Here is a 26147-nt window from a genome sequence, read left to right on the forward strand (position 1 = left end):
AATCTACGCAACAGGTTGAAAACCTAAGGCCCGATACGGCATGCGGACTGCAGGCAGAGAAAACTGGCCGATTTTCTCTGCACAGGAGGGATAATACAAGGCCTGATAAGATGCGCCAGCATCGCATCAGGCATGGTGTGCCGATTGCCGGATGCGGCGTGAACGCCTTATCCGGCCTACCGTTCCGACACCGCCTGTAGACCTGATAAGACGCGCCAGCATCGCATCAGGCTAGATGTGCCAATTGCCTGGTGCCCATCACTACAGCGAAATACAGGTCCCCGCTTCGCCCGCCAGCGTCTCTTCAATCCGCGATAACGCCCCAATCCACGCAGGTTTACCACGGCTTCTGACATAGCCACTCACCGCCGTTACCTTCGGCCCCATCGAACCATCGGCTTTGGCAAATGGCGCTAACTCATCCGGTGTGGCATGGCGAATGGCACGTTGCTGCGGCGTTCCCCAGTTTTCATATACCGCATCAGCATCGGTGAGGATCACCAGTCCATCGGCATTAATCTGCTCGGCGAGCAACGCAGCGGCGAGATCTTTATCAATCACCGCTTCACTCCCTGCCCCGTCTTCCGCCACAGGCACACCGCCGCCGCCACTGCAAATCACCACATGCCCCTCTTTGAGCAACAACTCGATGGCTTCGCTGTCGAGAATTTTACGCGGTTGCGGAGACGCCACCACCCGGCGCAAATATTTACCATCACGTTTCATCTGCCAGCCGTAAGCCGCTTCCAGTGCCTCTTGTTCTTCTGGCTGATAAACCGGACCGATAAACTTCTCTGGCTGTAAAAACGCCGGATCATCAGGCGAAACCTCAATGCGCGTCAGCACCGTCGTGACAGGCGGCATCTGCGGCTGTGCGCTCAAGCTCTGCGCCAGCATATAGCCAATCATCCCCTGGCTTTCCGCCACCAGCACATCCAGCGGATACGGTTCTACCTCTTTCCACGCCAGATTCTGTAACGCCAGCAGTCCCACCTGCGGTCCGTTGCCGTGAACAATCGCCAGCCGATAAGAACGGGCCAGGCGCGCCAGCGCGGGTACAGCACTGGCAATATTGCGATATTGATTTTCTGCCGTCAGCGCCTCACCGCGCTGGAGTAAGGCGTTGCCCCCAAGAGCCACAACCAGTGTTTTCATGGTTTTCCTTGTAATAATTGTTGGCCAAGCCAGAACCCCAGCAGCGTATCGGCCCCTGACGTATGCCCCAGCGCCAGCAGCGAATCGATCGCCGCTGCGGTACGTTTCGGGCAACTCAGAGCATGAACAAAGTGCAGGAGTGGCGAGGCGAAATATCCTTGCGCGGCATAACGTAAATAACTGACGCTCACCGCTGTGGTAACGAGTTGAAGATTGTCGGAACAGGCAAAAAACGGGCGACCGGAGCGCGCATCTAAAGCGCCATAATACCAGGCCGCCAGCAGCATTCCGCTCAGCGTGTCATCATGACTTGGCGTTAATCCGGGGCCTTTACCCAGCCAGTGCCGCCAGTCGGTCTTAACGCCATTGAGCGCGGCCTGAAAACAGTGACGAAACTGGCGTAATTCAGCAGGCAGCGGATCGCTTGCCGCCAACGCCAGCGGCCCGAAAAGCCCGGTTTCCTCCGCGCGTTGCATCCATGCAGCCGCAAGCGGTTGAGGATGCGCAGGCGGCGTAATACGTAGCAAACAATAACGCTGTGGCTGTTTAACCGTGAAACGCCCGAGGCGAATCCCTTGAGCCACAACCTGTGGTCGTTCATTGCCGCATAATCCACCGCATAACGCATCGAATTGCGCGCGGCGAAGCACCCATCCTCCGGGGCCGAAACCACTACCCTGACGATGCAGCGTTAACAGTTCGCCGCTTTCCGTCATCAGGTTAATCGCCCGCCGCCACACTCCCGCTAACCGCCAGGACTGGCGATAATTCGGTGCGCTACTACTGGCAAGCAGAGGATGGATGATCGTCATTGCGCGGTCCTCAACCAATACCCATGCTTTCAGCCAGAGCTTCCAGCGCCTGTTCAAAGCACGCCAGCGGTGCCCGCACAGTGCCTGCGCCAATCTGCCCGATCCCCGCCTCTTTATGGGCGATACCCGTATTGATGAGTGGTGTAATGCCGGTTTCTACCACGCGACGAATATCCAGCCCCAGACACGCGCCCTGGAAATCCCAGCCAGGGATCTGCAACTGCATATTGCGTTCAAGGAAGATTTCCGCCATCTCTTCAGATACCGCTCTGGCCGCTTCCATGCCACCCGCACCGACAAAGCGCGTTACGCCAGGGGCTGCGATCATTGCCGCACCACCGATACCAAAGGTTTCGGTAATCGCGCTATCGCCCATATCCGGGTTCGCCTGCTCCTGCGAGAAGCCGGTGAAAAACAGACCTTGCGGAGTGTTTACAGGCGCAGTAAACCAGCGTTCGCCCAGCCCGCTTACCCGAATCCCGAACATATTGCCGTTGCGGGTCATTGCCGTGACGATGCTGCCTGCGCGGATCATCGCGCCTGCATCCATCGCCGCCTTGCAGTAGGCCATCGCGAGGTTGAGGAAGAACTGATCGGTCACGCTGAGGAAATCCATCACTTCCGCAATGTGCTGTTTATCATGATCGAGGCGAGCAATTTGTGGGGCCAGCGCACGCATTAACAGTGCAGAGGAAGCAATGTTGCGTTGATGGAACTCATCGCCCATGGTAATGCCCTGCGCCATCATTGCCGTGAGATCGATACCGCGCTCCATGCGCCCCAGCGCCGCGCTTAATACTGGCATTAACACATCGCGCATCCAGCGATGGCGAGTCAGGACATCTTCGCCGTAAGCGCCAAAACGCATCACTTTGCCGATACCTTCGTTGAGGTTGCAGTACGCCCGGTTGCCGTCGGTCACGTTCTCGACCACCAGCATCGGCATACTGGCAGAAGTAATGCCACCCATTGGCCCGACGGCATTCACATGGTGACAAGGAATGAAGTTCACTTCCCCCTGCTCCAGCATCGCCAGCGCCTGCGCTTCATCTTTCGCCCAGCCTTCGAACAGACATGCGCCCACGCACGCCCCTTTCATGGGTCCGGTCATCTCCTGCCAGCGCATTGGCGGCCCGGCGTGAAGCAGTGTTTTGCCCTTGTTTAGTTCGCTGATAAGTGAAGAAGCCGGTTGCACATCCAGCCAGTGTGGACGAGCGCGACGAATTTGTTCGATAACCGCAGCATTGGCTTGCGCCACTGATGTAAACATGGGAACCCCTTATTGCAAACGTTCTAATAAACGAGCCAGTTTTTTATTGCCGCCGGCGACTGGCGACCATTGGTAATGCACAACCGGTTTGCTGGCGCTTTGTAGCTCCAGCGCAAAGCTGCGTAATCCGATGTTAATCACGGCGACGTTTTCCAGTAATGACGGTGTGTGTTGCTGTGTGGCAGGCGAGAGCGGATGAATTAACGCCGCCGCCAGCAAGGTGGCTTCCGGTAGCGAACTCACTACCGCGATCCCCGCATCTTCCAACGTGGCGATTTGCTGCGCGCGGCATTGCGGGTCACGTTCAGTGCCTGTCACCGTGGCAATGGCATACAGTGGTTGATTGTCTGAACGCGCGGCACAGGCTTTTTGCCAGGCGCTCACCAGCGAGGCGGCAGGATCGGCGGTCGCACCGAAGCCAATCACGACATCAAGCAGCAACACGCGCACTTGCGGTTTAGCGCCGAGATCGGCAATTAACAGGTTGCGTAAGGTCGGGTCGATCATCGGATGGGGACGCCCGACGGTGTAAAAATCATCGCCCAGGTCGAGGATCTGATGTCCGTCGGCGTCCAGCATCATGCCATGTTGATGGGTATCGTCGGCTTCCACGCCAAGGTGTCCGGCAAGTAATCCCGCCGCTTCAGCAGCCAGCGTACCGCCGGTATACAAACCGCAAATAAATCCGCTGCTGACAGGCGCTATCGCGTTACGTCGCGCAGTGACGCGTGAAAGCAGACAAGCCAGGCGTGCGGCCTCATCCAGCGAGGAGGCAAACCAGACATTCTCGTCGCGGGCCACCGCCGGGGTATAACCTAAAAACAGCGCCACCGTCGGTTTGCCAGTTGCTTTCATGGCATTAACAATTTTCAGACGCACAGCTTCGGCAGGTGGTTTTGAAACAAATGCCAGCACTTCGCTTTTCTCGTCTGCACTGAGCATTTCCAGCGCCGTCAGCGCACTGATGCCGCCAACTTCACGGCTGAGGTCACGCCCGCCAAGGCCAATCGCATGAGTAATTCCCTCCCCTGCCAGCGCAATCTGTGAGCACAGCTCCTGAATCCCGGTACCGGAAGCGCCAATGACGCCAATGTTGCCTTCCGGCATCACGTTAGCAAAAGCCAGCGGCGTGGCGGCAATCATCGATGTACCGCAGTCTGGCCCCATCACCAGCAAGCCTTTTCCCCGCGCGCGGGTTTTAAGTTGGATTTCATCTTCCAGCGTGACGTTATCGGAGAACATCATCACGTTGAGGTTGCGATCCAGCGCCTGATTCGCCAGCTCCGCCGCATACTCACCAGCCACTGAAATCAGCGCCAGATTGGCATCGGGTAATTTCTGACAGGCACTGTCCCAGCGACGCACCTGCGTCAACGCCTGGCTGCTGCCTGAACCCTGCGCCAGTTGTTTTAGCGCCTCTTCAAGCTGTTGCATAATCGCCTGCGCGATCCCCGCATCCGCCGCTTCGCTACGAATTGCCACGCAAATATCGTTCGGCGTGGCGTTATTAAAATCGTCATGCCAGAAACCTGTGGTATCTAATAACGCTTTATTGGCGGGCGTACCCATCATTACGGAAACATCATCAACATTTTCTGATTCGCTGAGTTTTCGTGAAATAATCATTAAACTGACCGAATCCTGAAAACACCCTTTTTTAATAAAGGCGTGGATCATAACAACTCCTTAAAAATTGCACCCATGGCAATTGCACGAGCAGTGTTAATGTGGCGATTACGGTATCGATGACAACGAGTAAATAAGGTGATGAATATCACACAGGGATTATTAACAAAAGAATTCAAATAACCGCCAGGTTATTACGCGTTATTTTTTAATAAGCGTGGTTGTTTTAAAAACCAGGTTAAAAGCGAGCGGATTATCAAATAAATTCTAACTATATTTTTTTGCCTGTCTGGATCACATAATCCAGATATTTTCCCTGTATGTTAATTGCAGTCATGCTTCACACCGTCGTTAAAAAGGAAGACAGATGAAAATCAGTCGGGAAACACTCCACCAGCTAATCGAGAATAAACTCTGCCTGGCTGGGTTAAAACGTGAGCACGCTGCAACCGTGGCTGAAGTATTGGTTTACGCCGATGCCAGAGGGATCCACTCTCATGGCGCGGTGCGCGTGGAATACTACGCCGAACGTATTTCAAAAGGCGGCACCAACCGCGAACCAGAGTTTCGTCTTGAAGAAACCGGACCGTGCTCGGCAATTTTACATGCCGACAATGCCGCCGGACAGGTCGCGGCGAAAATGGGTATGGAACATGCCATCAAAACCGCCCAGCAAAATGGCGTTGCGGTGGTCGGTATCAACCGGATGGGTCACAGCGGCGCAATCTCTTATTTTGTGCAGCAGGCAGCCCACGCCGGATTGATTGGTATTTCAATGTGCCAGTCCGATCCAATGGTGGTGCCGTTTGGCGGCGCGGAAATTTACTACGGTACTAACCCACTGGCCTTTGCCGCGCCGGGAGAAGGCGACGAGATCCTTACCTTTGATATGGCGACGACCGTACAGGCATGGGGAAAAGTGCTCGACGCCCGCTCGCGCAATATGTCTATACCCGATACCTGGGCGGTCGATAAAAACGGTGCGCCAACAACCGATCCGTTCGCGGTACATGCTCTGCTCCCCGCAGCTGGGCCGAAAGGGTATGGCCTGATGATGATGATTGACGTCCTCTCAGGCGTCTTACTCGGCTTACCGTTCGGGCGACAGGTTAGTTCGATGTATGACGATTTACACGCCGGGCGTAATTTGGGGCAATTACATATCGTTATTAATCCGAGCTTTTTCTCCTCCAGCGAATTATTCCGTCAACATCTTAGCCAGACCATGCGCGAATTAAATGCCATTACCCCCGCGCCCGGTTTTAATCAGGTTTATTATCCCGGACAGGATCAGGATATTAAACAACGCAAAGCCGCCGTCGAAGGCATCGAAATTGTTGATGATATTTACCAGTATTTGATTTCCGACGCGCTTTATAACACGTCATACGAAACGAAAAATCCCTTTGCGCAATAATTATTGAGACAGGACTTTCTTATGATTACACATTTCCGTCAAGCTATAGAAGAAACGCTGCCCTGGCTTTCCTCTTTTGGCGCTGACCCAACCGGCGGTATGACCCGTTTACTTTATTCGCCGGAATGGTTGGAAACCCAGCAGCAATTTAAAAAAAGAATGGCAGCAAGTGGGCTGGAAACACGTTTCGATGAAGTGGGGAATTTATACGGTCGACTGAGTGGCACCGAATATCCACAGGAAGTGATTCTGAGCGGTTCGCATATTGATACCGTGGTTAACGGCGGTAACCTCGACGGGCAATTCGGTGCGCTGGCGGCGTGGCTGGCAATTGACCGGCTGAAAACGCAATACGGCGCGCCGTTACGTACGGTCGAAGTGGTGGCGATGGCAGAAGAAGAAGGCAGCCGCTTCCCGTATGTCTTCTGGGGCAGTAAAAATATCTTTGGGCTGGCGAATCCTGACGACGTGCGGAATATCTGTGATGCCAAAGGAAATAGTTTTGTCGATGCGATGAAGGCTTGCGGATTTACTCTGCCGAACGCCCCACTAACTCCGCGTCAGGATATTAAAGCCTTTGTCGAACTGCATATCGAACAGGGCTGTGTGCTGGAAAGTAATGGGCAGTCAATTGGCGTGGTGAATGCAATTGTCGGGCAACGTCGCTATACGGTGACGCTGAATGGCGAATCAAACCATGCAGGCACCACGCCGATGGGTTATCGTCGTGATACGGTTTACGCTTTCAGTCGCATTTGCCATCAGTCGATCGAAAAAGCGAAAAAGATGGGCGACCCGCTGGTGCTGACCTTTGGTAAGGTGGAGCCGCGCCCGAATACGGTGAATGTGGTGCCGGGTAAAACCACGTTCACCATTGATTGTCGTCATACCGACGCCGCCGTGCTGCGCAATTTCACCCAACAGTTAGAAAACGACATGCGGGCGATTTGCGATGAAATGGATATTGGTATTGATATCGATTTATGGATGGACGAAGAACCCGTGCCGATGAATAAGGAGCTGGTCGCCACCCTGACAGAATTGTGTGAAAGTGAAAAACAGAACTACCGGGTAATGCACAGTGGTGCCGGACACGACGCGCAAATTTTCGCGCCTCGCGTGCCGACCTGCATGATTTTCATTCCCAGCATCAACGGGATCAGTCATAACCCGGCGGAACGCACCAATATTACCGACCTTGCCGAAGGGGTCAAAACGTTGGCACTCATGCTTTATCAACTTGCCTGGCAGAAATAAGGAGTTATAAATGGGATATTTAAATAACGTCACCGGTTACCGCGATGATTTACTGGCTAACCGTGCGATTGTGAAACACGGTAATTTCGCGCTGTTAACCCCGGACGGCCTGGTAAAAAATATTATTCCGGGCTTTGAAAATTGTGACGCGACAATCCTCTCCACGCCAAAACTGGGTGCCTCTTTTGTTGATTATCTGGTCACACTGCATCAAAACGGCGGCAACCAACAGGGCTTCGGTGGCGAAGGCATTGAAACGTTCCTGTATGTGATCTCTGGAAATATCACTGCCAAAGCCGAAGGGAAAACATTTGCCTTAAGCGAAGGTGGCTATCTTTATTGCCCGCCAGGCTCCTTAATGACGTTTGTTAACGTCCAGGCCGAAGACAGCCAAATCTTTTTATATAAGCGTCGCTATGTTCCGGTAGAAGGCCATGCGCCGTGGCTGGTTTCTGGCAATGCCAGCGAACTGGAACGCATTCATTATGAAGGCATGGACGATGTTATTCTGCTGGATTTTCTGCCCAAAGAGTTAGGTTTTGATATGAACATGCATATCCTCTCTTTTGCGCCAGGTGCCAGCCACGGTTATATCGAAACTCACGTCCAGGAACACGGTGCCTATATTCTTTCCGGTCAGGGGGTTTATAACCTCGACAATAACTGGATCCCGGTGAAAAAAGGCGATTACATCTTTATGGGCGCTTATTCCTTACAGGCTGGTTATGGCGTAGGGCGTGGTGAAGCGTTCAGCTATATTTACTCGAAAGATTGCAACCGCGACGTAGAGATTTAAGTCATACCACTCGCCTGATTATTTTTAGCTATGTTGGATTTTGCCACGGTTTATTCCGTGGCTTTTTTTGCGGTAAATTCAGGTAAAAAACGGATGCGATATAAATCGCATCCGCTTTAAAGGTAATAGTCAGTTTTTAATTCCCTGACCTATTTTAATGGCGCAGGCAATATTTCGTGCGCTGTTGAAGAGATTGGTTTCACCGCTGGCGAGCACTTCGGCTAAAGGTGCCAGACGTGGCAAAATGCTGAACACCGCGTCAATGCCGTACTGGTGCACCACTTCCACGCCATCACCCAATACGCCAGCAATCCCAATCACCGGGACATTAAACTGCTTCGCCACCGATGCCACACCCAGCGGCGCTTTACCGCCTGCCGTTTGCGAGTCGATGCGCCCTTCCCCGGTGATCACCAGTGCTGCACCCTGCACTGCCTGCGCAAGATTGACCGCATTCAACACAATCTCAATACCCGGTTTAATATCCGCATTGAGGAATACCGCCGCCGCAATGCCCATACCGCCCGCCGCGCCACCACCCGCCATCTGGCAGACGTTGATTTCAGTTAGCTGTTGTAAAACACGGGCGTAATTTTGCAGCCCCTGTTCCAACTCTTCGACCATCTCCGGCGTTGCCCCTTTTTGCGGGCCAAACACCGCCGCCGCGCCGCGTGCCCCTACCAGCGGGTTATCAACATCACATGCGACTTCAATATGACAGTTCGCCAGACGCGGATCGCATTCATTCATCTCAATACTTGCCACGCGCGCTAAATTGCCGCCGTTAGCCGCCAGCGGCTGACCGTCGGCATCAAGGAAACGCACACCGAGCGCCTGCGCCATGCCCATACCGCCGTCGACCGTCGCACTGCCGCCAATGCCGAGAATAATATGGCGAATGCCGTTATCCAGCGCATGGCGAATTAACTCCCCCGTACCAAAACTGGAGGCCAGCAACGGATTACGCTTTTCAGGCGCGACCAGCATCAGGCCACTTGCTGCCGCCATCTCAATCACTGCCGTTTTCCCGTCGCCGGTAAGGCCATAAAAAGCATTCACTGTTTCGCCCATCGGTCCACAGACTTCAAGCTTCACGATGTTACCGTCCGTCGCGGCGACCATCGCCTCCACCGTCCCTTCGCCGCCATCCGCTATCGGCAAACAGATATAGTGCGCATCGGGAAAGAGGGTCGAAAACCCGGCTTTAATTGCCTGACAACATTTTTCTGCACTTAAGCTCTCTTTAAAAGAGTCTGGCGCAATGACAATCTTCATTATCAATCCTTTTTCAACAAATTATTCGATGCGTTCCCACGGAATAAGATTATCCATAAGAACAGCCAGTAAAATTCCGACCAGTAAGCCGTTACTGAGCAGAGGACGAAGCGTTAATGGAAGGTCTTGCAGATACACAGGCGGTAATGCCATTAAAAATATGCCGACAAATAACGGCAATGCGAGTCGATAAATATTGCGAGCGGTAAACGTTATTTGCTGGCTAAACACCAGCGCGGAAAAGAGTAAAGGCAGATAAGAAACCAGCATGACCGCGCTACTCACGGGTAAAGGGATACTGCAAAACAGTCGCGTGAGTGCCGGAACCAGTGCCACCAGCAGGCAAATAACGCTGCCATAAATAAACGAACGCCGCGTGTAATCGCCAGTCTGGGTTAATAAACCAATGGATGAAACAAACGGTGAAAATGGAATTACTGCCAGCGGCACGGTTATCAGTGTCATAAATCCGGTCGCCACAAAGCTGCGACGATAACGCGTATTCCCCGCGCCCTGCTGCGGATAAAAAACATCCGTGCCCCGAATCGCACCGTAGGTATTGCTGATATTTACCAGACCTGTAATCACCGCCGTCAGAATAATCCCCGGCGACAAAGCACCGCCACTGCCGAGCGGGAACCACTGCCAGTGCAACTCACCGGAGAGCGAATGCGAAGAAGGAAAGCAAAAGTACCACAACAACCAGCCGGTTATTGTACCGACCAGCAGGCCGTAACGGGCAAAACGTTGTGGCAGGAAAATAATCATCGCCAGTACCAGGCACATCACCGCCACCGAGAGCGCGAACGGCGGTAATTGAATTTTAAAATTCGGGTCGGCTATGCCAAACGGCAGCCCGAGCATACCTTTGAAAAAGATAGTGGTCAGTTGCGCACCCAGCATCAACATAAACAAGACCATCACAGACGGCGTAAATAACCGTGCCAGGCGATGGCCTAATCCGCTAAAACCAATCAACATCGTCAGCACGCCGGAGAGCGCAATCCCCACCGCCAGACTGGTAGCGATATCGTTGATCGGTGTCCCGCGCGATGCTTCGCCAAGGGTGATAGTCAGGATGGTTCCCCACCACAGGCCGCCCGGCCCCTCCATAATAGCGCGACGATGACCACAGAACGCCTGAGCGAAGCAGGCCAGTGCGGTAGCAAGAAAAGCATATTGCGTGAGCGTAAGCAGGCTACTTTGCGGCAACTGAAAAGCAGAAAGTAGCGTAGGAGGAACCACAACCGTGTTGCAAAAAATAAAGAAAAACCACTGAAATCCTGATAATAGGCTTTCGCGGCCCACTGCAAAATTGAACATAAACACACCTTAACCGGAGAATGCCCGCCACAAGGACGGGCATTGCAGGGCCAGATTACTGCTGATGTTTAAGGATAAATTGACCTTTCGGCGCAACAGGGAAGCCCTGTTCGATATCGTAAATCACATCACCACGTAAGATGGTTTTCGTGATACGCGCGCCAATAGTACGGCCAACATACGGGCTGACTTTGTGGCGATATTCCAGAGCGTCATTGGTAAGAACATAGCTGCTATTCGGCTGAATGAAGACGAAGTCGGCATCTTTTCCTGGGGCGATACGGCCTTTTTGCTGCAGACCGAAAATATCTGCTGCGTTAGTCGCCATTAATTTGCCGAACATTGGCAGAGACATTCCGCGTTTCTGTACCGCTTCATCGAACATCACGTCCATGCAGCTTTGCAGACCAGCGATACCGCCCCACGCTTTCATGATGTTACCGGCTTTCATTTCCGGCGGGCATGGAGAGTGGTCGGAAACCAGGCAGTCTATTTCACCGTTAAACAGTTTTTCCCACATGCCTTTCTGGTTTTCCAGATCGCGGATCGGCGGTGAACACTTCGCCAGAGTACCGATTTCTTCGAACTGATCGGTATCCAGCACAAAGTAATGCGGGCAGGATTCACAAGTAACATCCTGACCTTCCTGACGTGCACGAGTCACTTCCTCAACACCTTCCGGGCTGCTGACGTGGCAAACGTGCAGACGGCAACCAGCGACTTTCGCCAGGTACAGTACGCGGCGAATCGCTTCCACTTCGGTAAATACCGGACGCGAAGCCACATAGTCATGGGCAGTTACGCGACCTTCACGCTTCGCTTCTTCGCCCAGTGCGTCACAGATCAGCGCGTTTTCGCAGTGCACCAGCACCGGCTGGCCTAGTTCACCCAGCTTCTGCGCGCCTTTGAAGAATTGCCAGTCATTGACGTCACGGAAGTCGTTGTCGATACCGCGATCGCCACAGGTCGCAACGAAGCATTTGAAACCGACAACACCCACTTCATCCAGCTCATGCAGACGGTCAATGTTGTAAGACACCAGGCCACCGAGTTGTGCCGCATCGATAGTCAGCTTTCCTTTAGCGGCATCGAACTTCAGTTCAATTGAGGCGCGGTCAACCGTTGCAGGCAGCTGGTTGAGCGGCATTTCGATCATGGTGGTGATACCACCTTTTGCTGCTGCGCGAGTACCGGTTTCATAACCTTCCCAGTGGCTGCGACCCGGTTCAGAAATATGGGTGTGCGCATCAACCATGCCCGGCGAAACCACCAGACCAGACGCATCCATAACGTCTTTTGCATCGCCCAGATCCTGGCCGATAGCAGCAATTTTTCCGTCTTTAACGGCGATATCTACAACGCGAGCTTCGTTTTCTAAAATAACGGTGCCGTTTTTAATGATTAAATCAAAAGACATAACAAACTCCTTGTAAAATACAGATTGGTTTTTAACTCAATGTTCAATATCGTGATTAATTAACCTATGGTTTTTTGTTCTCCTGTTTTTTCTGCTGTTGTACGTTTCTTTAATAAGGCGTAGGCCGCAAAGGCGACGATGACGCCGACAAACCATGAAACACGTGATAACGGTTCCATAAAGGGAATAAACTTACCGCCAAGAGATAAAATAACGGCCACCAGAGTTACTGAAAACGCGGTGAGGTTAAAACCGTTATCGTAATATTTATAATCGCCAGGTGCGGTGTACAGTTCATCAAGATTAATTTGCCCACGCATCACCACAAAATAATGCGCCATCATCACACCAATTACCGGACCAAGCATTCCGCCGATAATATCGAGGAACAGATAAATACTGTCCTGATTTTCCATTAATTTCCACGGGCAGATCAGCAGGCTGATAATACTGGCAATCAGTACGCCGTTTTTATAGGTCAGTTTCGTCGGTGCAATGGCGGCAATCTGATAACCAGCCGGAATAATATTACCGGTGGCGTTAGTAGAGATAGTCGTCATCAGAATAACCAGTACCGCAAAGAACGAGGCGAACAGGCTGTCCCAACGCTGAACAATATCCAGCACGTTCCAGGTGTCAGCGCCGTAATGAATACTGGCTCCGGCAATAATACATACCCCGGCGACCGCAAACAGAATATAGGCCACAACTAAACCCAGCGTTTGCCCCAGCGCCTGCTCACGAAACGAGTGGGCGTTTTGCGTAAAGTCGGATGCGCTCACCGCCGGTGCCGCCCAGACCGCAACCACCGCGTTTATCACCACCAGAAACAGGAAGCCACTGTTTTCTGCTTTCTGAATACCGCCCGGAATGTAGTCAAAGATTGGACCGATCCCGACCAGCGAAATCGCCCAAATCGCCATACCGCCGAAAACGATATAGATGCACGGGTTAAGAATGGCAGTGAATTTATTTAAAACTTTTCCGCCGCCAAAACCAATACCAACGTTAACCAGCCAGAAGAGTAAAAAAGTAATTAATCCCGGTAGAGAAAGGCCTAACAGCGTGAAATCGCCACCGAGAGTCAAAAATCCCGGCCAGATTTTGCCAATCAGAATCAAGCAGGCCAGTGACCCCGCGTAACATTGCAGGCCAAACCACATAATGGCAGCAATACCGCCTCTTAATAATCCGGGAAACAGTGCGCCACGTACGCCGTAAGAAGCACGCAGGATCATGGCAAACGGTACGCCGTATTTACTGCCCGCAGCACCGTTTAATACCATTACCGCGGCAATGAAAAAGGCACTGAGGATAATTGCCAGCATAATACTAAAGGTAGACAAGCCGAGAATAAAAAAGCCGCCAACCATCACATAATTGGGAACGTTATGAACCGAACCCATCCATAAGGTAAAATAGTTAAATGTTTTCCAGGTCCGCTGACTTTGCGTTTTCGGCAGTAGATCTTCGCTATAGCCGCGTTGCTGGAATAGTTTTCTCTGATGTTCCATAAATCCCTCTTAATTTCACGTATCGAATAACGTTGTTTTAATCTAGCTATGAGGAACAAATAAAATAAAAATATTATTTTTAATACTGAAGCAACATCTTTGGCTGCTTTCTTTTTTTAATATTGCTGGCCGATTCATTTTCTGATATCGGCCATTTTTATTGCGGGTATCAGGCCAGTTTATGGTTAGCCATTAATTCCAGCGCCTGCACTAATGCAGAGTGATCCAACTGGCTGCCACCGTTTGCCGCACAGGTATTAAACAATTCCTGGCAGGTCGCGGTGTTTGGCAGGTTCAGCGCCAGTGCTTTCGCACTTTGCAGTGCCAGGTTGAGATCTTTCTGGTGCAGCGCAATTTTGAAACCTGGATTAAAGGTGCGTTTAATCATGCGCTCACCGTGAACTTCCAGAATACGTGAGGAAGCAAAGCCGCCCATCAGCGCCTGGCGCACACGTACCGGATCCGCTCCGGCTTTTGAAGCAAATAGCAGGGCTTCAGAAACCGCTTCAATATTGAGCGCCACGATAATCTGATTTGCCACTTTGCAGGTTTGACCGTCGCCGTTACCGCCCACGAGGGTGATATTTTTACCGAGCAGTTCAAACAGCGGTTTAACACGTTCAAATACCGCTTCGTCACCGCCAACCATAATCGACAACGTCCCTTCACGCGCGCCGATTTCACCGCCGGAGACTGGCGCATCGAGATAATCGCCGCCCAGTTCATTCACCTGACGAGCGAAACGTTTAGTTTCAATCGGGGAAATGGAGCTCATATCAACAATGGTTTTGCCCTTCAGCGAGGCTTTGGTACAACCATTTTCACCAAACAGAACGTCTTCAACCTGTGGCGTATCCGGCACCATAATAAAAATGATGTCCGATGCTTCCGTTACCTGGCGCGCAGTTTCAACACTGACGGCACCCAGTGACAGTAATTCATCAGCAACCGGACCAATGGTTGTGACATGCAGTTGATGACCGGCTCGCGCCAGATTAATGGCCATCGGTGTACCCATAATGCCTAAGCCAATAAATCCCAGTTTCATAATTAACCTCTTTTAAATTTCGCTTTTCCTGAATTCAGACAACACGATCCCCAGCCAACTTAACGGCCTAAAAAAGCATTGTCTGAATAGCGTTACGTTTTAACGGTACGGATCCATCCAGCGTAAACCGGCTTCCGTGGTGGTTTGGGGTTTATATTCACAGCCAACCCAACCGTTGTAGTCAGAATTTTCAATTACCGTAAAGAGATATTCGTAATTAATTTCTCCGGTTCCCGGTTCGCCGCGATGCGGATTATCAGCAATTTGCAGGTGACCAATTTTATCGGCCCACTGAGTCATGGTATTAGTTAATTCACCTTCCATCCGCTGCATGTGATAAATGTCATACTGAATTTTCAAATTGCAGCAACCAACATCGTCAATCAGTTTCAGTGCCTGCCGGGTTCCGGTGAGATGGAAACCAGGAATATCAAAATGGTTAATAGGTTCAATCAGTAATAAAATATCTTCTTTCATCAGCATATTCGCAGCATAACGCAGGTTTTCTACAAGCGTTGTGTGAATCTGTTCACTGCTGAAACCAGTCGGCGTTTTACCGACCAGACAGTTAATTTTTTTATTACCCAGAGCACGAGCATAACGAATCGCTGCTGCTACGCCATCCCGAAACTCTTCTTCACGGCCAGGAATACAGGCAATACCCCGCTCGCCCGCCGCCCAGTCACCTGCCGGTAAATTGTGCAGCGTATGTTCGAGTTTATTACTCGCCAGCACCTGTTTTAATTCTTCAATGTCGTAGTCATAAGGGAACATAAATTCAACGCCGCGAAAACCACACTGCGCAGCTTTCTCAAAACGGGCGAGAAAATCATATTCACCAAATAACATCGATAAATTAGCAGAGAAACGTAACATTATTTATCTCCCTTATTCATAGTGCATGAAACAGGTTTCAGTCGGTGCATCCGCTGCGTTATCGGCGATATCTTCAAATTCCATGACGTTATCCAGTTCACTGCCCATCGAAATATTAGTCACACGCTCGAGAATAACTTCCACGACTACCGGTACCCGATATTGCGCCATTAAGACTTTCGCCTGTTCAAAGGCTGGTGCAATATCTTCCGGTTTGAAAACGCGAATTGCTTTACAACCTAAACCTTCCGCTACTTTTACGTGGTCGACGCCGTAACCGTTCACTTCACTGGAGTTAATATTTTCGAACGCGAGCTGTACGCAGTAATCCATATCAAACGCGCGCTGCGACTGGCGAATCAGCCCCAGATAGGCGTTATTGACCAGTACATGGATGTACGGAATGTTGAACTGTGCGCCAACGGCCAATTCTTCAATCAGGAACTGGAAGTCGAAGTCACCGGAAATCGCCACCACTTTGCGCTCTGGATCAGCGGCACAAACCCCCAGCGCCGCCGGAATGGTCCAGCCCAGCGGGCCTGCCTGCCCACAGTTGATCCAGTGGCGGTCTTTAAAGACATGCAGCATTTGTGCCGCAGCGATTTGTGACAGGCCAATGGTGGTGACATAACAAACATCGCGACCAAAGGCTTTGTTCATCTCTTCATACACGCGCTGCGGTTTCACCGGCACATTGTCGAAGTGGGTTTTGCGCAGCAAAGTGCGTTTGCGCTGCTGGCAGTCGGCGACCCATTCTTTACGACACGGCAGACGACCCGCTTTTTGCATCTCCTGCGCCACTTCAACCAGCAGCGTCAGCGCCGCTTTAGCATCAGAGACAATGCCGAGATCCGGACACAGCACGCGGCCAATTTGCGTCGGCTCAATATCGATATGAACGATTTTGCGCCCTTCGGTGTATTTCTCTACCGAACCGGTATGACGGTTAGCAAAACGGTTACCGATACCAAACACCATGTCGGACGCCAGCAACGTTGCGTTACCGTAACGATGCGCGGTTTGCAGACCCACCATCCCGGCCATCAGTTCATGATCGTCCGGGATACAGCCCCAGCCCATCAGCGTTGGGATCACCGGAACGCTGGTCAGTTCAGCAAACTGTTGTAACAGTGCAGCAGCGTCAGCATTGATTACCCCGCCCCCGGCAACAATCACCGGACGTTCGGCCTGAATTAACATTTCTACAGCTTTTTCGATCTGCATACGGCTGGCAGCAGGTTTGTAGACCGGCAGCGGTTCGTACATGTCAGGATCAAACTCGATTTCCGCAACCTGAACGTCGAACGGTAAATCCACCAGTACCGGACCCGGGCGACCAGAACGCATCAGGTGAAACGCCTGTTGCAGCACACGAGGCACCAGCGCCGCTTCACGAACTGTAACCGCCATTTTGCTGACCGGTTTAGCAATTGCTTCAATATCAACGGCCTGGAAATCTTCTTTATGCAGACGGGCGCGCGGAGCCTGGCCGGTAATACACAGAATAGGAATGGAATCAGCAGAAGCAGAATAGAGCGCGGTGATCATGTCCGTGCCCGCAGGACCGGAAGTCCCCAGACATACGCCGATATTCCCTGCCGTTGCGCGGGTATAACCTTCCGCCATGTGCGAAGCACCTTCCACATGACGCGCCAGAATGTGACGAATACCGCCGTGCTTACGCATCGCTGAGTAGAACGGATTGATTGCAGCTCCCGGAACGCCGAAGGCGGTGATGATACCTTCTTTCTCCAGCACATACATTGCCGCGTCAACGGCTCTCATTTTTGCCATTTTATTCCTACCTCTATTAATTGGAAAAATTTTCCAACTTTCAAATTTTGTCAAAAAAACCCGCTCCGCAGAGCGGGATGCGACAGACACTATGGATGTGCTTTCAGTCCCAACGCCGTGCTGATATCGCGGGCGGTGTCTCTGACCAGCTCACCCTGACTGACAAAACGATCTTCTGTCAGTCTTGATGAAGGCCCGGAGATGGAGATAGCGGCAACAACGCTACCGACATCATCGTAAATTGCTGAAGCTATGCAATTCAGACCTACAACATGCTCTTCTTTATCTACGGTATAGCCCAGTTCACGCGCTTGTTCCAGGTCCTTCAGCAAGGTGGGCATATCCACAAGCGTAGTTGGCGTAAACTGCTGCAAACCGGTTTGCAGAATGATGCTCATCAACTCCTCTTCCGCCAGCGGATAAAGCAACGCCTTGCCCGCACCGGAAGCATGCAGCGGCAGACGACTGCCCAGTGGCGCACACATCCTGACCATCGATTTACACTCTAACTGACCAATTAATACTGCTTCATTGCCGTTACGGATCGCGACATTGACCGTTTCGCCGGAAAGTAACATCAGGCGGCGCATAAACGGCCCGGCGACGGAGAGGACATCGCGGTTATGGATGTACGCCGCACCGACGTTAAAGACACCTAATCCTATATGCCACCAGCCTAACTGACTGTCCTGATAGACAAAATCCGCTGCCTGTAAAACCTTCAGCAAGCGAAAGGTCGTGGAGAGCGGCAAATCCAGATTGAGAGAAATATCGCTAACCGATGAACTTCCCCCACTTTTTTCCAGATATTGCAGAATCGCAATTCCCCGCTCTAACGCCTGTGCGCCCTTCTGTGCCACAGGCTCCGCCTGTCCTGGCCTGCCGCGCCGTCTAACTTCCGTCATACCTACGTTAACTCCGACCTACAAGTGAGCATAAACAATGAACAATTAGTTTATCTTATGCAAGTCGGTTGCAGGCGTCACGCAAAACAGAGTTCCTGTTCAGGAATACTTTCAACATCACAGTTGTCACTGCCGCCGCGATCGATGGTCAAGAAATCGGTGACGCGCTGCCAGGCGAAAAGTGGATGATGCCAGACGTTACGATGGTAATTCACCCCCTGTTCGCCGTTGGTAATAAACGCCCGCAGAGTTGACAGGTCTGGTTTGTCGTCGCCTAACGCCACGACCACCACAAACACTTCACCTTTCATCGGGATAAAGGCCTGAGTGCCCAGCGGATGACGTTCGAGTTCGTGAATGGTCAGCGGCAGATTCGCCGGTTGCGCGCGGTTAATGCTGATAAGCGTACGGTCTTGCTCAAGAATCTCAACCAGCGCCAAATCGTGGTAACGCTCCACCAGGCCATTGTTAATATGGAAAAAATCCCGTTGCTGCGTTTCGATTACGTCGCCATAAGCACTAAAGGCTTCCTGACTTAACGGTAATACCTGAAGTTTCATCTTTTTGTCCTTGTAACATAATTCCGTTCAACCACCGCCGACCGGTCAGCTTGGTTTCAATAACAGGCAATCTAAAACCTTAAGAGAACAACATCAATACAAAAGTTGGAATATTTTTCCAAAACTAGATTTAGTCCACAAATTGAACAGGGTTATCATGTAAAAATACTGATAAATCAGAGGATAAGAAAATCACGCAACTTGCGGATTTAAAAGGGGATACCTGAAGATGTTCGATCCAGAAACCTTGCGGACTTTCATTGCGGTTGCTGAAACAGGAAGTTTTTCAAAAGCGGCAGAACGATTATGTAAAACCACGGCGACGATCAGTTATCGCATTAAACTTCTGGAAGAGAATACCGGAGTAGCGCTCTTTTTCCGCACGACTCGCAGCGTGACGTTGACAGCGGCTGGCGAGCATCTACTTTCCCAGGCCAGAGACTGGCTGAGCTGGCTGGAAAGTATGCCCAGCGAGCTGCAACAGGTGAATGATGGCGTGGAACGCCAGGTAAATATTGTCATCAACAACCTGCTCTATAACCCCCAGGCCGTCGCCCAACTGCTGGCGTGGCTGAATGAACGTTACCCCTTTACCCAGTTTCACATCTCCCGACAAATCTATATGGGCGTCTGGGATTCGCTATTATACGAAGGTTTTTCACTGGCTATCGGCGTCACGGGAACCGAGGCGCTGGCAAATACCTTTAGTCTTGATCCCTTAGGATCGGTGCAATGGCGCTTTGTCATGGCGGCGGATCATCCGCTGGCGAACGTTGAAGAGCCGCTAACAGAAGCGCAGTTGCGGCGCTTTCCGGCGGTCAATATTGAAGACAGCGCCCGCACCTTAACCAAACGCGTCGCCTGGCGATTGCCAGGGCAAAAAGAGATTATTGTTCCTGATATGGAAACGAAAATCGCCGCCCATCTGGCGGGCGTTGGCATTGGTTTTTTGCCAAAATCACTTTGCCAGTCAATGATCGATAATCAACAACTGGTCAGCCGGGTAATCCCAACGATGCGCCCTCCTTCGCCATTGAGTCTGGCATGGCGCAAATTTGGCAGCGGCAAAGCGGTAGAAGATATTGTGACCTTGTTTACCCAACGCAGGCCGGAAATCAGCGGATTTTTAGAAATTTTCGGCAACCCACGCAGTTAAAAATCAAGTTTCCTTGCGCGTTGGCGCGTAAAATAGCGCGCAAGCTGATTTGAGGTTCACTTTTAACTATGCAAGAGAGACACACGGAACAGGACTATCGTGCCCTGCTGATTGCTGATACGCCCATTATTGATGTTCGCGCCCCTATCGAGTTTGAGCAAGGCGCAATGCCCGCCGCTATCAATCTGCCGTTAATGAATAACGATGAACGCGCCGCCGTTGGCACCTGCTATAAACAGCAAGGGTCAGACGCGGCGCTGGCGCTGGGGCATAAACTGGTGGCGGGTGAAATTCGTCAGCAGCGTATAGACGCCTGGCGGGCAGCGTGCCTGCAAAATCCGCACGGTATTCTCTGCTGCGCCCGTGGCGGTCAGCGCTCGCATATTGTGCAACGCTGGCTGCATGACGCGGGGATTGATTATCCGCTGGTGGAAGGCGGTTATAAGGCACTGCGCCAGACCGCGATTCAGGCGACTATTGAACTGGCACAAAAACCGATCGTGCTGATTGGCGGTTGTACCGGCAGCGGTAAAACGCTGTTAGTGCAGCAACAGCCGAACGGTGTTGATCTGGAAGGGTTGGCGCGTCATCGCGGTTCGGCGTTTGGTCGCACCTTACAACCACAACTTAGCCAGGCGAGTTTTGAAAACATGCTGGCTGCCGAAATGCTAAAAACCGACGCCCGTCAGGATTTGCGCCTGTGGGTGCTGGAAGACGAAAGCCGGATGATCGGTTCGAATCACCTGCCGGAATGCCTGCGCGAGCGAATGACTCAGGCGGCGATTGCGGTGGTAGAAGATCCGTTTGAGATCCGTCTTGAGCGCCTGAACGAAGAGTATTTCTTGCGTATGCATCATGATTTTACCCACGCGTACGGCGACGAACAGGGCTGGCAGGAATATTGCGAATACCTGCATCACGGACTTTCGGCTATTAAGCGTCGGCTGGGGCTACAGCGATATAACGAACTGGCTGCAAGGCTGGATGCAGCACTGACAACGCAACTCACCACCGGCAGCACCGACGGTCATCTGGCCTGGCTAGTGCCATTACTTGAAGAATATTACGACCCGATGTATCGCTATCAGCTTGAGAAAAAAGCGGAAAAAGTTGTCTTTCGCGGTGAGTGGGCGGAAGTGGCGGAATGGATTAAGGCGCAGTGATGGGGGATTCTGTGCACGCTGTTCATGCCGGATGCGGCGTGAACGCCTTATCCAGCCTACAGGTGAGTGCTGTTTCGTAGGCATGATAAGACGCGCCTGCGTCGCATCTGGCATCGGCGCACAACTGCCAGATGCGGCGTAAACGCCTTATCCGGCCTACACAATCTTGCAAAATCAATATATTGCACGATCCTCGTAGGCCTGATAAGCGTAGCGCATCAGGCAATCTAACGACTGTCATCACCCCACAAACTGCCTGAACAGCGCCTTACCCTTAACCAGTCGCGCACCCAGCCAGCCGCCGCAAAGCGACAGCAGCAGTGCACCGCTGCACGGCAGCACAATCCACAATCGCCAGTCTGGCTCCCACGGGAAATCAAACACTTTCGCCTGCAACACTGCCAGCGCCGTTTCCGCACCAATTGCGGCCACCAGGCCAGAAACAAACCCGATCATGGCGAACTCACACCACAATGTCGTGCGCAGTAGTTTTTTCCCCGCACCGAGTGTGCGCCACACCACCAGCTCCTGATGACGCTGACGCATTCCCACCTGCACCTGTGCCAGCAACAGCAACATACCGCAGGCGGTGACCAGCACCACCATCACTTCCAGCGCCCGACTTACCTGCTCCAGCACCTGACCGACCTGTTTTAAAATCGCGCCAATGTCTAACAGGCTAATGGTAGGGAACTGGCGGTTGAGTTGCGTCAACATGCCGTTGCCATTCTCCCAGCGGAAACTGGTAAGCCAGCTCTGCGGTTGCCCGTCTAATGCCCCTTCAGGGAAAATAAAATAGAAATTAGGCCGCAGACTTTCCCAGTCCACTTTGCGAAGGCTGGTCACTTTAGCGCGGAACTCCTGGGTATCGCCCATAAAAGTCACAGTATCACCGAGGGCAACGTTTAAGCGTTTCGCCAGCCCCTCTTCCATCGACACTTCATCGGCTTTTGGCGGCCAGTTACCGGCGACAATCGGATTATGATCGGGCCGCGTATTTTGCCAGGTAAGATTGAGTTCGCGGTTAAGCGCCTCATCTTCATTGCCTTCTGTCGGCTTGTCGTTAATCGCCGTCAGTCGCGCCCGCACCACCGGATAAAATGATTCCGGGACTATCTGATGTTCCGCGAGGAACGTTTTTAGCGGTGTAACCTGTTCTGTGGCGATGTTGATTAAAAAGTAGTTCGGGCTTTCTGGCGGTAGCTGCTGTTGCCAGCGATCGAGCAGATCGCCACGCAACACCAGCAGTAACGCCAACAGCATAAAGGAGAGCGAAAACGCCGAAAGCTGGCTTAACGTCGCCCACGGCTGACGTAACAGGCGGCTGACCGCCAGACGCAGAGGTAGCGATTTTAGCGTCAGGCGGCGAAGTACATTCAGCAGCATCCAGCCCAGCACGCCGCACAGCAAAGCCAGTACTACCGCGCCCGCCAGCACCGCCCAGAGCAGCATGCTGCCACCCATTAATCCGGCGAGCAGCAGCACAACCACCACACTGACAATCGGCAGATAAAACTTCAGCGGCCAGACGTTCGCGACCACATCATTACGTAATACGCGTAAAGGCTGCGTTGCCAGCAACAAGCGGTATGGTCGTAGCCCCACCAGCAGCGAGATAACCGTCATGGTGCCCAGCGCCCATAGCCACGGCCAGAGGCTGGCTGGCGGTAGTGCAGCAGGCAGAACGGGCTTGAGCAGCACCATCAACACGTTTTCGAACAACAGGCCTATCGCCCCACCGGTAACGGCTGAAAGCGTCAGCACCATCAACCACTGACCGACGATTAGCTTACGCAGTTGCGCTCGCCCTGCCCCCAGCGTCTTGAGGATCGCCACCAAGTCGTAGCGACTGCGACAGTAATGATTCATCGCCACCGCGACCGCTGCCACTGCTAGCAGCAAGGTCAGAAGCGCCGAAAGCAGCAGGAACTGCTGCGAGCGTTCCATCGATCGCCCCAGCGCGCCTTCGTCCTGTTCCAGACCGTACCAGCGTTGTTCGGGTTTAAGCTGGGGTAACAACCATTTCTCATAGCCGTCGAGCTGGTTCTCGTTGCCGCCGAATTTATAACGCCAGGTGACCCGACTCCCCGGCTGCACGGCTCCGGTTTTATCGACATCCGCCAGATTCATCATCAGACGCGGAGCCATCTGGAAGGGGTTAAAACCGGAATCCGGTTCCTGAATCACTTCTCCGGCAATCCGCAAGGTGGCATCGCCCACGTCAATGGTGTCGCCCGTTTTCAGGTTAAGCAGTGCCATCAGGCGTGGGGCCAGCAATACGCTGCCCGCCTGCGGTTTCAGGCCAGGGGGATTGGTTTGCAGATCGCCATACATCGGGTAGATATCATCCACCGCCTTGACGTTCGCCAGCTGCGGTGTGTCGCCTGCAAAGGTCATGGTGGCGAAAGTCAGCTGCTTGCCAACTTTCAGGCCGCGCTTTTGCGCTTCCTCCAGCCACGCTTGCGGCACTTCGCGCGAACTGCGCAACGCCCGATCGCCCGCCATAAACTCCCGGCTTTGCTGGCTTAAACCTTTCTCCATGCGATCGCTGATATTGCCCAGCGCCAGCACGCAGGCCACCGCCAGGCTTAGCGCCAGCCAGACAATTAATAGCGACGGCGAGCGCCATTCGCGCCAGAACCAACGTGCAATCATGCTTCCTCCTGCAACTGCCCGTTCACCAGCCGTAAGCAGCGGTCGCAGCGTGCCGCCAGTTGCAGGTCGTGGGTCACCATAATCAACGTGGTGCCATGTTCACGGTTGAGGGAAAACAGCAGGTCGGCAATTTTATCGCCCGTCTGGCGGTCAAGGTTGCCGGTGGGTTCGTCGGCAAACAGCACATCAGGTCGACCGTTAAAGGCTCGTGCCAGCGCCACTCGTTGCTGTTCACCGCCGGAAAGCTGTGCCGGAAGATGATCCAGACGTTTACCCAGCCCTAACTGTTCGAGCAACGCTTTCGCTCCGTTACGACTTTCCGCGCTACTCTCACCGCGCAGCAGCGCCGGAAGCTCGACGTTTTCCAGCGCGTTAAGGGTAGGAATTAACATAAATGACTGAAAAACAAAGCCTACGTGCTTCGCGCGCAACTTTGCCCGCGCTTCTTCGTCCATATTATGTAGCGGTTGTCCCACCAGACTCACTTCGCCACTGCTGCCGTCATCCAGCCCGGCGAGGATCGCCAGCAAGGTTGACTTACCCGATCCCGACTCACCCACCAGTGCGATGGTCTCGCCACGTTTGACAACCAGCTCAACTCCGGTGAGGATGGAGAGTTCATGCTCCCCCTGACCGACGGACTTCTTAAGATGATGAACTTCAACAATGTTTTCCGCTGGCATTTGCCCTTCCTGTTCCTGGTCCTGTTAACCTTCCGTGCCGCCGCAGCGGACACGTTATTGATTCTGGGTGATAGCCTGAGCGCCGGGTATCGAATGTCTGCCAGCGCGGCCTGGCCTGCCTTGTTGAATGATAAGTGGCAGAGTAAAACGTCGGTAGTCAATGCCAGCATCAGCGGCGACACCTCGCAACAAGGGCTGGCGCGCCTTCCGGCTCTGCTGAAACAGCATCAGCCGCGTTGGGTGCTGGTTGAACTGGGCGGCAATGACGGTTTGCGTGGTTTTCAGCCACAACAAACCGAGCAAACGCTGCGCCAGATTTTGCAGGAGGTCAAAGCCACCAACGCTGAACCATTGTTAATGCAAATACGTCTGCCTGCAAACTATGGTCGCCGTTATAATGAAGCCTTTAGCGCCATTTACCCCAAACTCGCCAAAGAGTTTGATGTTCCGCTGCTGCCCTTTTTTATGGAAGAGGTCTACCTCAAACCACAATGGATGCAGGATGACGGTATTCATCCCAACCGCGACGCCCAGCCGTTTATTGCCGACTGGATGGCGAAGCAGTTGCAGCCTTTAGTAAATCATGACTCATAAAGCAACGGAGATCCTGACAGGTAAAGTTATGCAAAAATCGGTCTTAATTACCGGATGTTCCAGTGGAATTGGCCTGGAAAGCGCGCTCGAATTAAAACGCCAAGGTTTTCATGTGCTGGCAGGTTGCCGGAAAGCGGATGATGTTGAGCGCATGAACAGCATGGGATTTACCGGCGTGTTGATCGATCTGGATTCGCCAGAATGTGTTGATCGCGCAGCCGACGAAGTGATCGCCCTGACCGATAATTGTCTGTATGGGATCTTTAACAATGCCGGATTCGGCATGTATGGCCCCCTTTCCACCATCAGCCGTGCGCAGATGGAACAGCAGTTTTCCGCCAACTTTTTCGGCGCACACCAGCTCACCATGCGCCTGTTACCCGCGATGTTGCCGCACGGTGAAGGGCGTATTGTGATGACCTCATCGGTGATGGGATTAATCTCCACACCGGGTCGTGGCGCTTACGCGGCCAGTAAATATGCGCTGGAGGCGTGGTCAGACGCACTGCGCATGGAGCTGCGCCACAGCGGAATTAAAGTCAGCCTGATCGAACCTGGTCCCATTCGTACTCGCTTCACCGACAACGTCAACCAGACGCAAAGTGATAAACCAGTCGAAAATCCCGGCATCGCTGCCCGCTTTACGTTGGGACCGGAAGCGGTGGTCGACAAAGTGCGCCATGCTTTTATTAGCGAGAAGCCGAAGATGCGCTATCCGGTAACGCTGGTGACCTGGGCAGTAATGGTGCTTAAGCGCCTGCTGCCGGGGCGCGTGATGGACAAAATATTGCAGGGGTGAGTTGAAGCGCGCGCTTAAGCCCCCATGTCAAAGAAAATATCGACAACAGAGA

Annotated in this window: 22 protein-coding genes; 7 read left to right on the forward strand and 15 right to left on the reverse strand. The window is 52.6% G+C overall.

Translation table 11 applies throughout. The features are described 5' to 3' along the window. Positions 1-261: 261 nt before the first annotated feature. From ACJHYW_RS15140 to ACJHYW_RS15155, 4 genes are read right to left on the reverse strand one after another with little or no spacing between them, the layout of a single operon-like run. Positions 262-1155, reverse strand: a complete 894-nt coding sequence (locus ACJHYW_RS15140) for a carbamate kinase (RefSeq protein ID WP_000855373.1) — start codon at positions 1153-1155, stop codon at positions 262-264. Continuing rightward, the gene (locus ACJHYW_RS15145; protein WP_001361254.1) at positions 1152-1967 is read right to left on the reverse strand and encodes a DUF2877 domain-containing protein; all 816 of its coding nucleotides are present in this window, start codon (positions 1965-1967) and stop codon (positions 1152-1154) included. Before ACJHYW_RS15145 ends, ACJHYW_RS15140 begins: the two co-directional genes overlap by 4 nt. 10 nt (positions 1968-1977) lie before the next feature. Beyond that, positions 1978-3237, reverse strand: coding sequence for a DUF1116 domain-containing protein (locus ACJHYW_RS15150; RefSeq protein ID WP_000495393.1), 1260 nt, complete (start codon positions 3235-3237; stop codon positions 1978-1980). A gap of 9 nt (positions 3238-3246) precedes the next feature. Then, positions 3247-4914, reverse strand: a complete 1668-nt coding sequence (locus ACJHYW_RS15155; RefSeq protein ID WP_000580833.1) for an acyl-CoA synthetase FdrA — start codon at positions 4912-4914, stop codon at positions 3247-3249. A gap of 316 nt (positions 4915-5230) precedes the next feature. On the opposite strand from ACJHYW_RS15155, the gene allD reads away from it, so the two are divergent. The 3 genes from allD to allE are packed head-to-tail and all read left to right on the forward strand — an operon-like array spanning position 5231 to position 8333. Further along, positions 5231-6280: an ureidoglycolate dehydrogenase gene (gene allD, locus ACJHYW_RS15160; RefSeq protein WP_000703874.1), complete on the forward strand. Its 1050-nt coding sequence runs from the start codon at positions 5231-5233 to the stop codon at positions 6278-6280. Positions 6281-6301: 21 nt separating this feature from the next. Continuing rightward, positions 6302-7537, forward strand: coding sequence for an allantoate deiminase (gene allC, locus ACJHYW_RS15165; RefSeq protein ID WP_001361252.1), 1236 nt, complete (start codon positions 6302-6304; stop codon positions 7535-7537). A 10-nt stretch (positions 7538-7547) separates the two neighbouring features. Beyond that, positions 7548-8333 carry a (S)-ureidoglycine aminohydrolase gene (gene allE, locus ACJHYW_RS15170; RefSeq protein WP_061092787.1) on the forward strand — a complete coding sequence of 262 codons (786 nt, stop codon included), beginning with the start codon at positions 7548-7550 and terminating at the stop codon, positions 8331-8333. A gap of 129 nt (positions 8334-8462) precedes the next feature. Here the strand turns inward: allE and glxK are convergent, their stop codons facing one another. The 9 genes from glxK to allA form a co-directional block, all read right to left on the reverse strand. Next, positions 8463-9608, reverse strand: coding sequence for a glycerate 3-kinase (glxK, locus tag ACJHYW_RS15175; protein ID WP_001339221.1), 1146 nt, complete (start codon positions 9606-9608; stop codon positions 8463-8465). A 21-nt stretch (positions 9609-9629) separates the two neighbouring features. After that, positions 9630-10931, reverse strand: a complete 1302-nt coding sequence (locus ACJHYW_RS15180; RefSeq protein WP_001298336.1) for a uracil/xanthine transporter — start codon at positions 10929-10931, stop codon at positions 9630-9632. Between the two features lie 55 nt (positions 10932-10986). Next, complete coding sequence (gene allB, locus ACJHYW_RS15185) at positions 10987-12348, reverse strand: allantoinase AllB (RefSeq protein ID WP_061092786.1); 1362 nt, start codon at positions 12346-12348, stop codon at positions 10987-10989. A gap of 59 nt (positions 12349-12407) precedes the next feature. Further along, positions 12408-13862, reverse strand: a complete 1455-nt coding sequence (locus tag ACJHYW_RS15190) for an allantoin transporter (RefSeq protein ID WP_000401115.1) — start codon at positions 13860-13862, stop codon at positions 12408-12410. A gap of 169 nt (positions 13863-14031) precedes the next feature. After that, positions 14032-14910 (reverse strand): 2-hydroxy-3-oxopropionate reductase, encoded by an 879-nt coding sequence (glxR, locus tag ACJHYW_RS15195; RefSeq protein WP_000765837.1) that lies wholly within the window; start codon positions 14908-14910, stop codon positions 14032-14034. 99 nt (positions 14911-15009) lie between these two features. Beyond that, complete coding sequence (gene hyi / locus ACJHYW_RS15200; protein WP_000943566.1) at positions 15010-15786, reverse strand: hydroxypyruvate isomerase; 777 nt, start codon at positions 15784-15786, stop codon at positions 15010-15012. A gap of 12 nt (positions 15787-15798) precedes the next feature. After that, the gene (gene gcl, locus ACJHYW_RS15205) at positions 15799-17580 is read right to left on the reverse strand and encodes a glyoxylate carboligase (protein WP_001571054.1); all 1782 of its coding nucleotides are present in this window, start codon (positions 17578-17580) and stop codon (positions 15799-15801) included. Between the two features lie 89 nt (positions 17581-17669). Further along, positions 17670-18485, reverse strand: coding sequence for an HTH-type transcriptional repressor AllR (gene allR / locus ACJHYW_RS15210; protein ID WP_000141275.1), 816 nt, complete (start codon positions 18483-18485; stop codon positions 17670-17672). A 77-nt stretch (positions 18486-18562) separates the two neighbouring features. Further along, positions 18563-19045, reverse strand: a complete 483-nt coding sequence (gene allA / locus ACJHYW_RS15215; protein ID WP_000776388.1) for an ureidoglycolate lyase — start codon at positions 19043-19045, stop codon at positions 18563-18565. 229 nt (positions 19046-19274) lie between these two features. Here allA and allS point away from each other — a divergent pair, with 229 nt between their 5' ends. Next, entirely contained in the window at positions 19275-20201 is a 927-nt protein-coding gene (allS, locus tag ACJHYW_RS15220; RefSeq protein WP_000460145.1) for an HTH-type transcriptional activator AllS, read from the forward strand. 68 nt (positions 20202-20269) lie between these two features. Continuing rightward, on the forward strand, positions 20270-21364 hold the full coding sequence (mnmH, locus tag ACJHYW_RS15225; RefSeq protein ID WP_061092785.1) for a tRNA 2-selenouridine(34) synthase MnmH: 1095 nt from the start codon (positions 20270-20272) through the stop codon (positions 21362-21364). 240 nt (positions 21365-21604) lie between these two features. Here mnmH and ybbP read toward each other — a convergent pair whose 3' ends face one another. Next, positions 21605-24019, reverse strand: coding sequence for a putative ABC transporter permease subunit YbbP (ybbP, locus tag ACJHYW_RS15230; protein ID WP_000561862.1), 2415 nt, complete (start codon positions 24017-24019; stop codon positions 21605-21607). Further along, entirely contained in the window at positions 24016-24702 is a 687-nt protein-coding gene (gene ybbA / locus ACJHYW_RS15235) for a putative ABC transporter ATP-binding protein YbbA (RefSeq protein WP_001110573.1), read from the reverse strand. The genes ybbP and ybbA overlap by 4 nt, the downstream gene beginning before the upstream one ends. Between ybbA and tesA the strand changes: the two genes are divergently transcribed. Together tesA and ybbO are read left to right on the forward strand one after the other, a co-directional pair. Beyond that, positions 24673-25296, forward strand: a complete 624-nt coding sequence (tesA, locus tag ACJHYW_RS15240; protein WP_001317662.1) for a multifunctional acyl-CoA thioesterase I/protease I/lysophospholipase L1 — start codon at positions 24673-24675, stop codon at positions 25294-25296. The genes ybbA and tesA overlap by 30 nt on opposite strands. Next, positions 25286-26095, forward strand: coding sequence for an NADP(+)-dependent aldehyde reductase (ybbO, locus tag ACJHYW_RS15245; protein ID WP_000148928.1), 810 nt, complete (start codon positions 25286-25288; stop codon positions 26093-26095). Before tesA ends, ybbO begins: the two co-directional genes overlap by 11 nt. Positions 26096-26147 lie beyond the last annotated feature (52 nt).

It is taken from the genome of Escherichia sp. WS3063 (genome assembly GCF_046486595.1).
Classification (GTDB): Bacteria; Pseudomonadota; Gammaproteobacteria; order Enterobacterales; family Enterobacteriaceae; genus Escherichia; species Escherichia coli.

Coding starts and splice junctions, on each gene's coding strand:
- ACJHYW_RS15140 (WP_000855373.1), bottom strand. CDS start 1,155: ATGAAAACACTGGTTGTGGCTCTTGGGGGCAACGCCTTACTCCAGCGC.
- ACJHYW_RS15145 (WP_001361254.1), bottom strand. CDS start 1,967: ATGACGATCATCCATCCTCTGCTTGCCAGTAGTAGCGCACCGAATTAT.
- ACJHYW_RS15150 (WP_000495393.1), bottom strand. CDS start 3,237: ATGTTTACATCAGTGGCGCAAGCCAATGCTGCGGTTATCGAACAAATT.
- ACJHYW_RS15155 (WP_000580833.1), bottom strand. CDS start 4,914: ATGATCCACGCCTTTATTAAAAAAGGGTGTTTTCAGGATTCGGTCAGT.
- allD (WP_000703874.1), top strand. CDS start 5,231: ATGAAAATCAGTCGGGAAACACTCCACCAGCTAATCGAGAATAAACTC.
- allC (WP_001361252.1), top strand. CDS start 6,302: ATGATTACACATTTCCGTCAAGCTATAGAAGAAACGCTGCCCTGGCTT.
- allE (WP_061092787.1), top strand. CDS start 7,548: ATGGGATATTTAAATAACGTCACCGGTTACCGCGATGATTTACTGGCT.
- glxK (WP_001339221.1), bottom strand. CDS start 9,608: ATGAAGATTGTCATTGCGCCAGACTCTTTTAAAGAGAGCTTAAGTGCA.
- ACJHYW_RS15180 (WP_001298336.1), bottom strand. CDS start 10,931: ATGTTCAATTTTGCAGTGGGCCGCGAAAGCCTATTATCAGGATTTCAG.
- allB (WP_061092786.1), bottom strand. CDS start 12,348: ATGTCTTTTGATTTAATCATTAAAAACGGCACCGTTATTTTAGAAAAC.
- ACJHYW_RS15190 (WP_000401115.1), bottom strand. CDS start 13,862: ATGGAACATCAGAGAAAACTATTCCAGCAACGCGGCTATAGCGAAGAT.
- glxR (WP_000765837.1), bottom strand. CDS start 14,910: ATGAAACTGGGATTTATTGGCTTAGGCATTATGGGTACACCGATGGCC.
- hyi (WP_000943566.1), bottom strand. CDS start 15,786: ATGTTACGTTTCTCTGCTAATTTATCGATGTTATTTGGTGAATATGAT.
- gcl (WP_001571054.1), bottom strand. CDS start 17,580: ATGGCAAAAATGAGAGCCGTTGACGCGGCAATGTATGTGCTGGAGAAA.
- allR (WP_000141275.1), bottom strand. CDS start 18,485: ATGACGGAAGTTAGACGGCGCGGCAGGCCAGGACAGGCGGAGCCTGTG.
- allA (WP_000776388.1), bottom strand. CDS start 19,045: ATGAAACTTCAGGTATTACCGTTAAGTCAGGAAGCCTTTAGTGCTTAT.
- allS (WP_000460145.1), top strand. CDS start 19,275: ATGTTCGATCCAGAAACCTTGCGGACTTTCATTGCGGTTGCTGAAACA.
- mnmH (WP_061092785.1), top strand. CDS start 20,270: ATGCAAGAGAGACACACGGAACAGGACTATCGTGCCCTGCTGATTGCT.
- ybbP (WP_000561862.1), bottom strand. CDS start 24,019: ATGATTGCACGTTGGTTCTGGCGCGAATGGCGCTCGCCGTCGCTATTA.
- tesA (WP_001317662.1), top strand. CDS start 24,673: ATGAACTTCAACAATGTTTTCCGCTGGCATTTGCCCTTCCTGTTCCTG.
- ybbA (WP_001110573.1), bottom strand. CDS start 24,702: ATGCCAGCGGAAAACATTGTTGAAGTTCATCATCTTAAGAAGTCCGTC.
- ybbO (WP_000148928.1), top strand. CDS start 25,286: ATGACTCATAAAGCAACGGAGATCCTGACAGGTAAAGTTATGCAAAAA.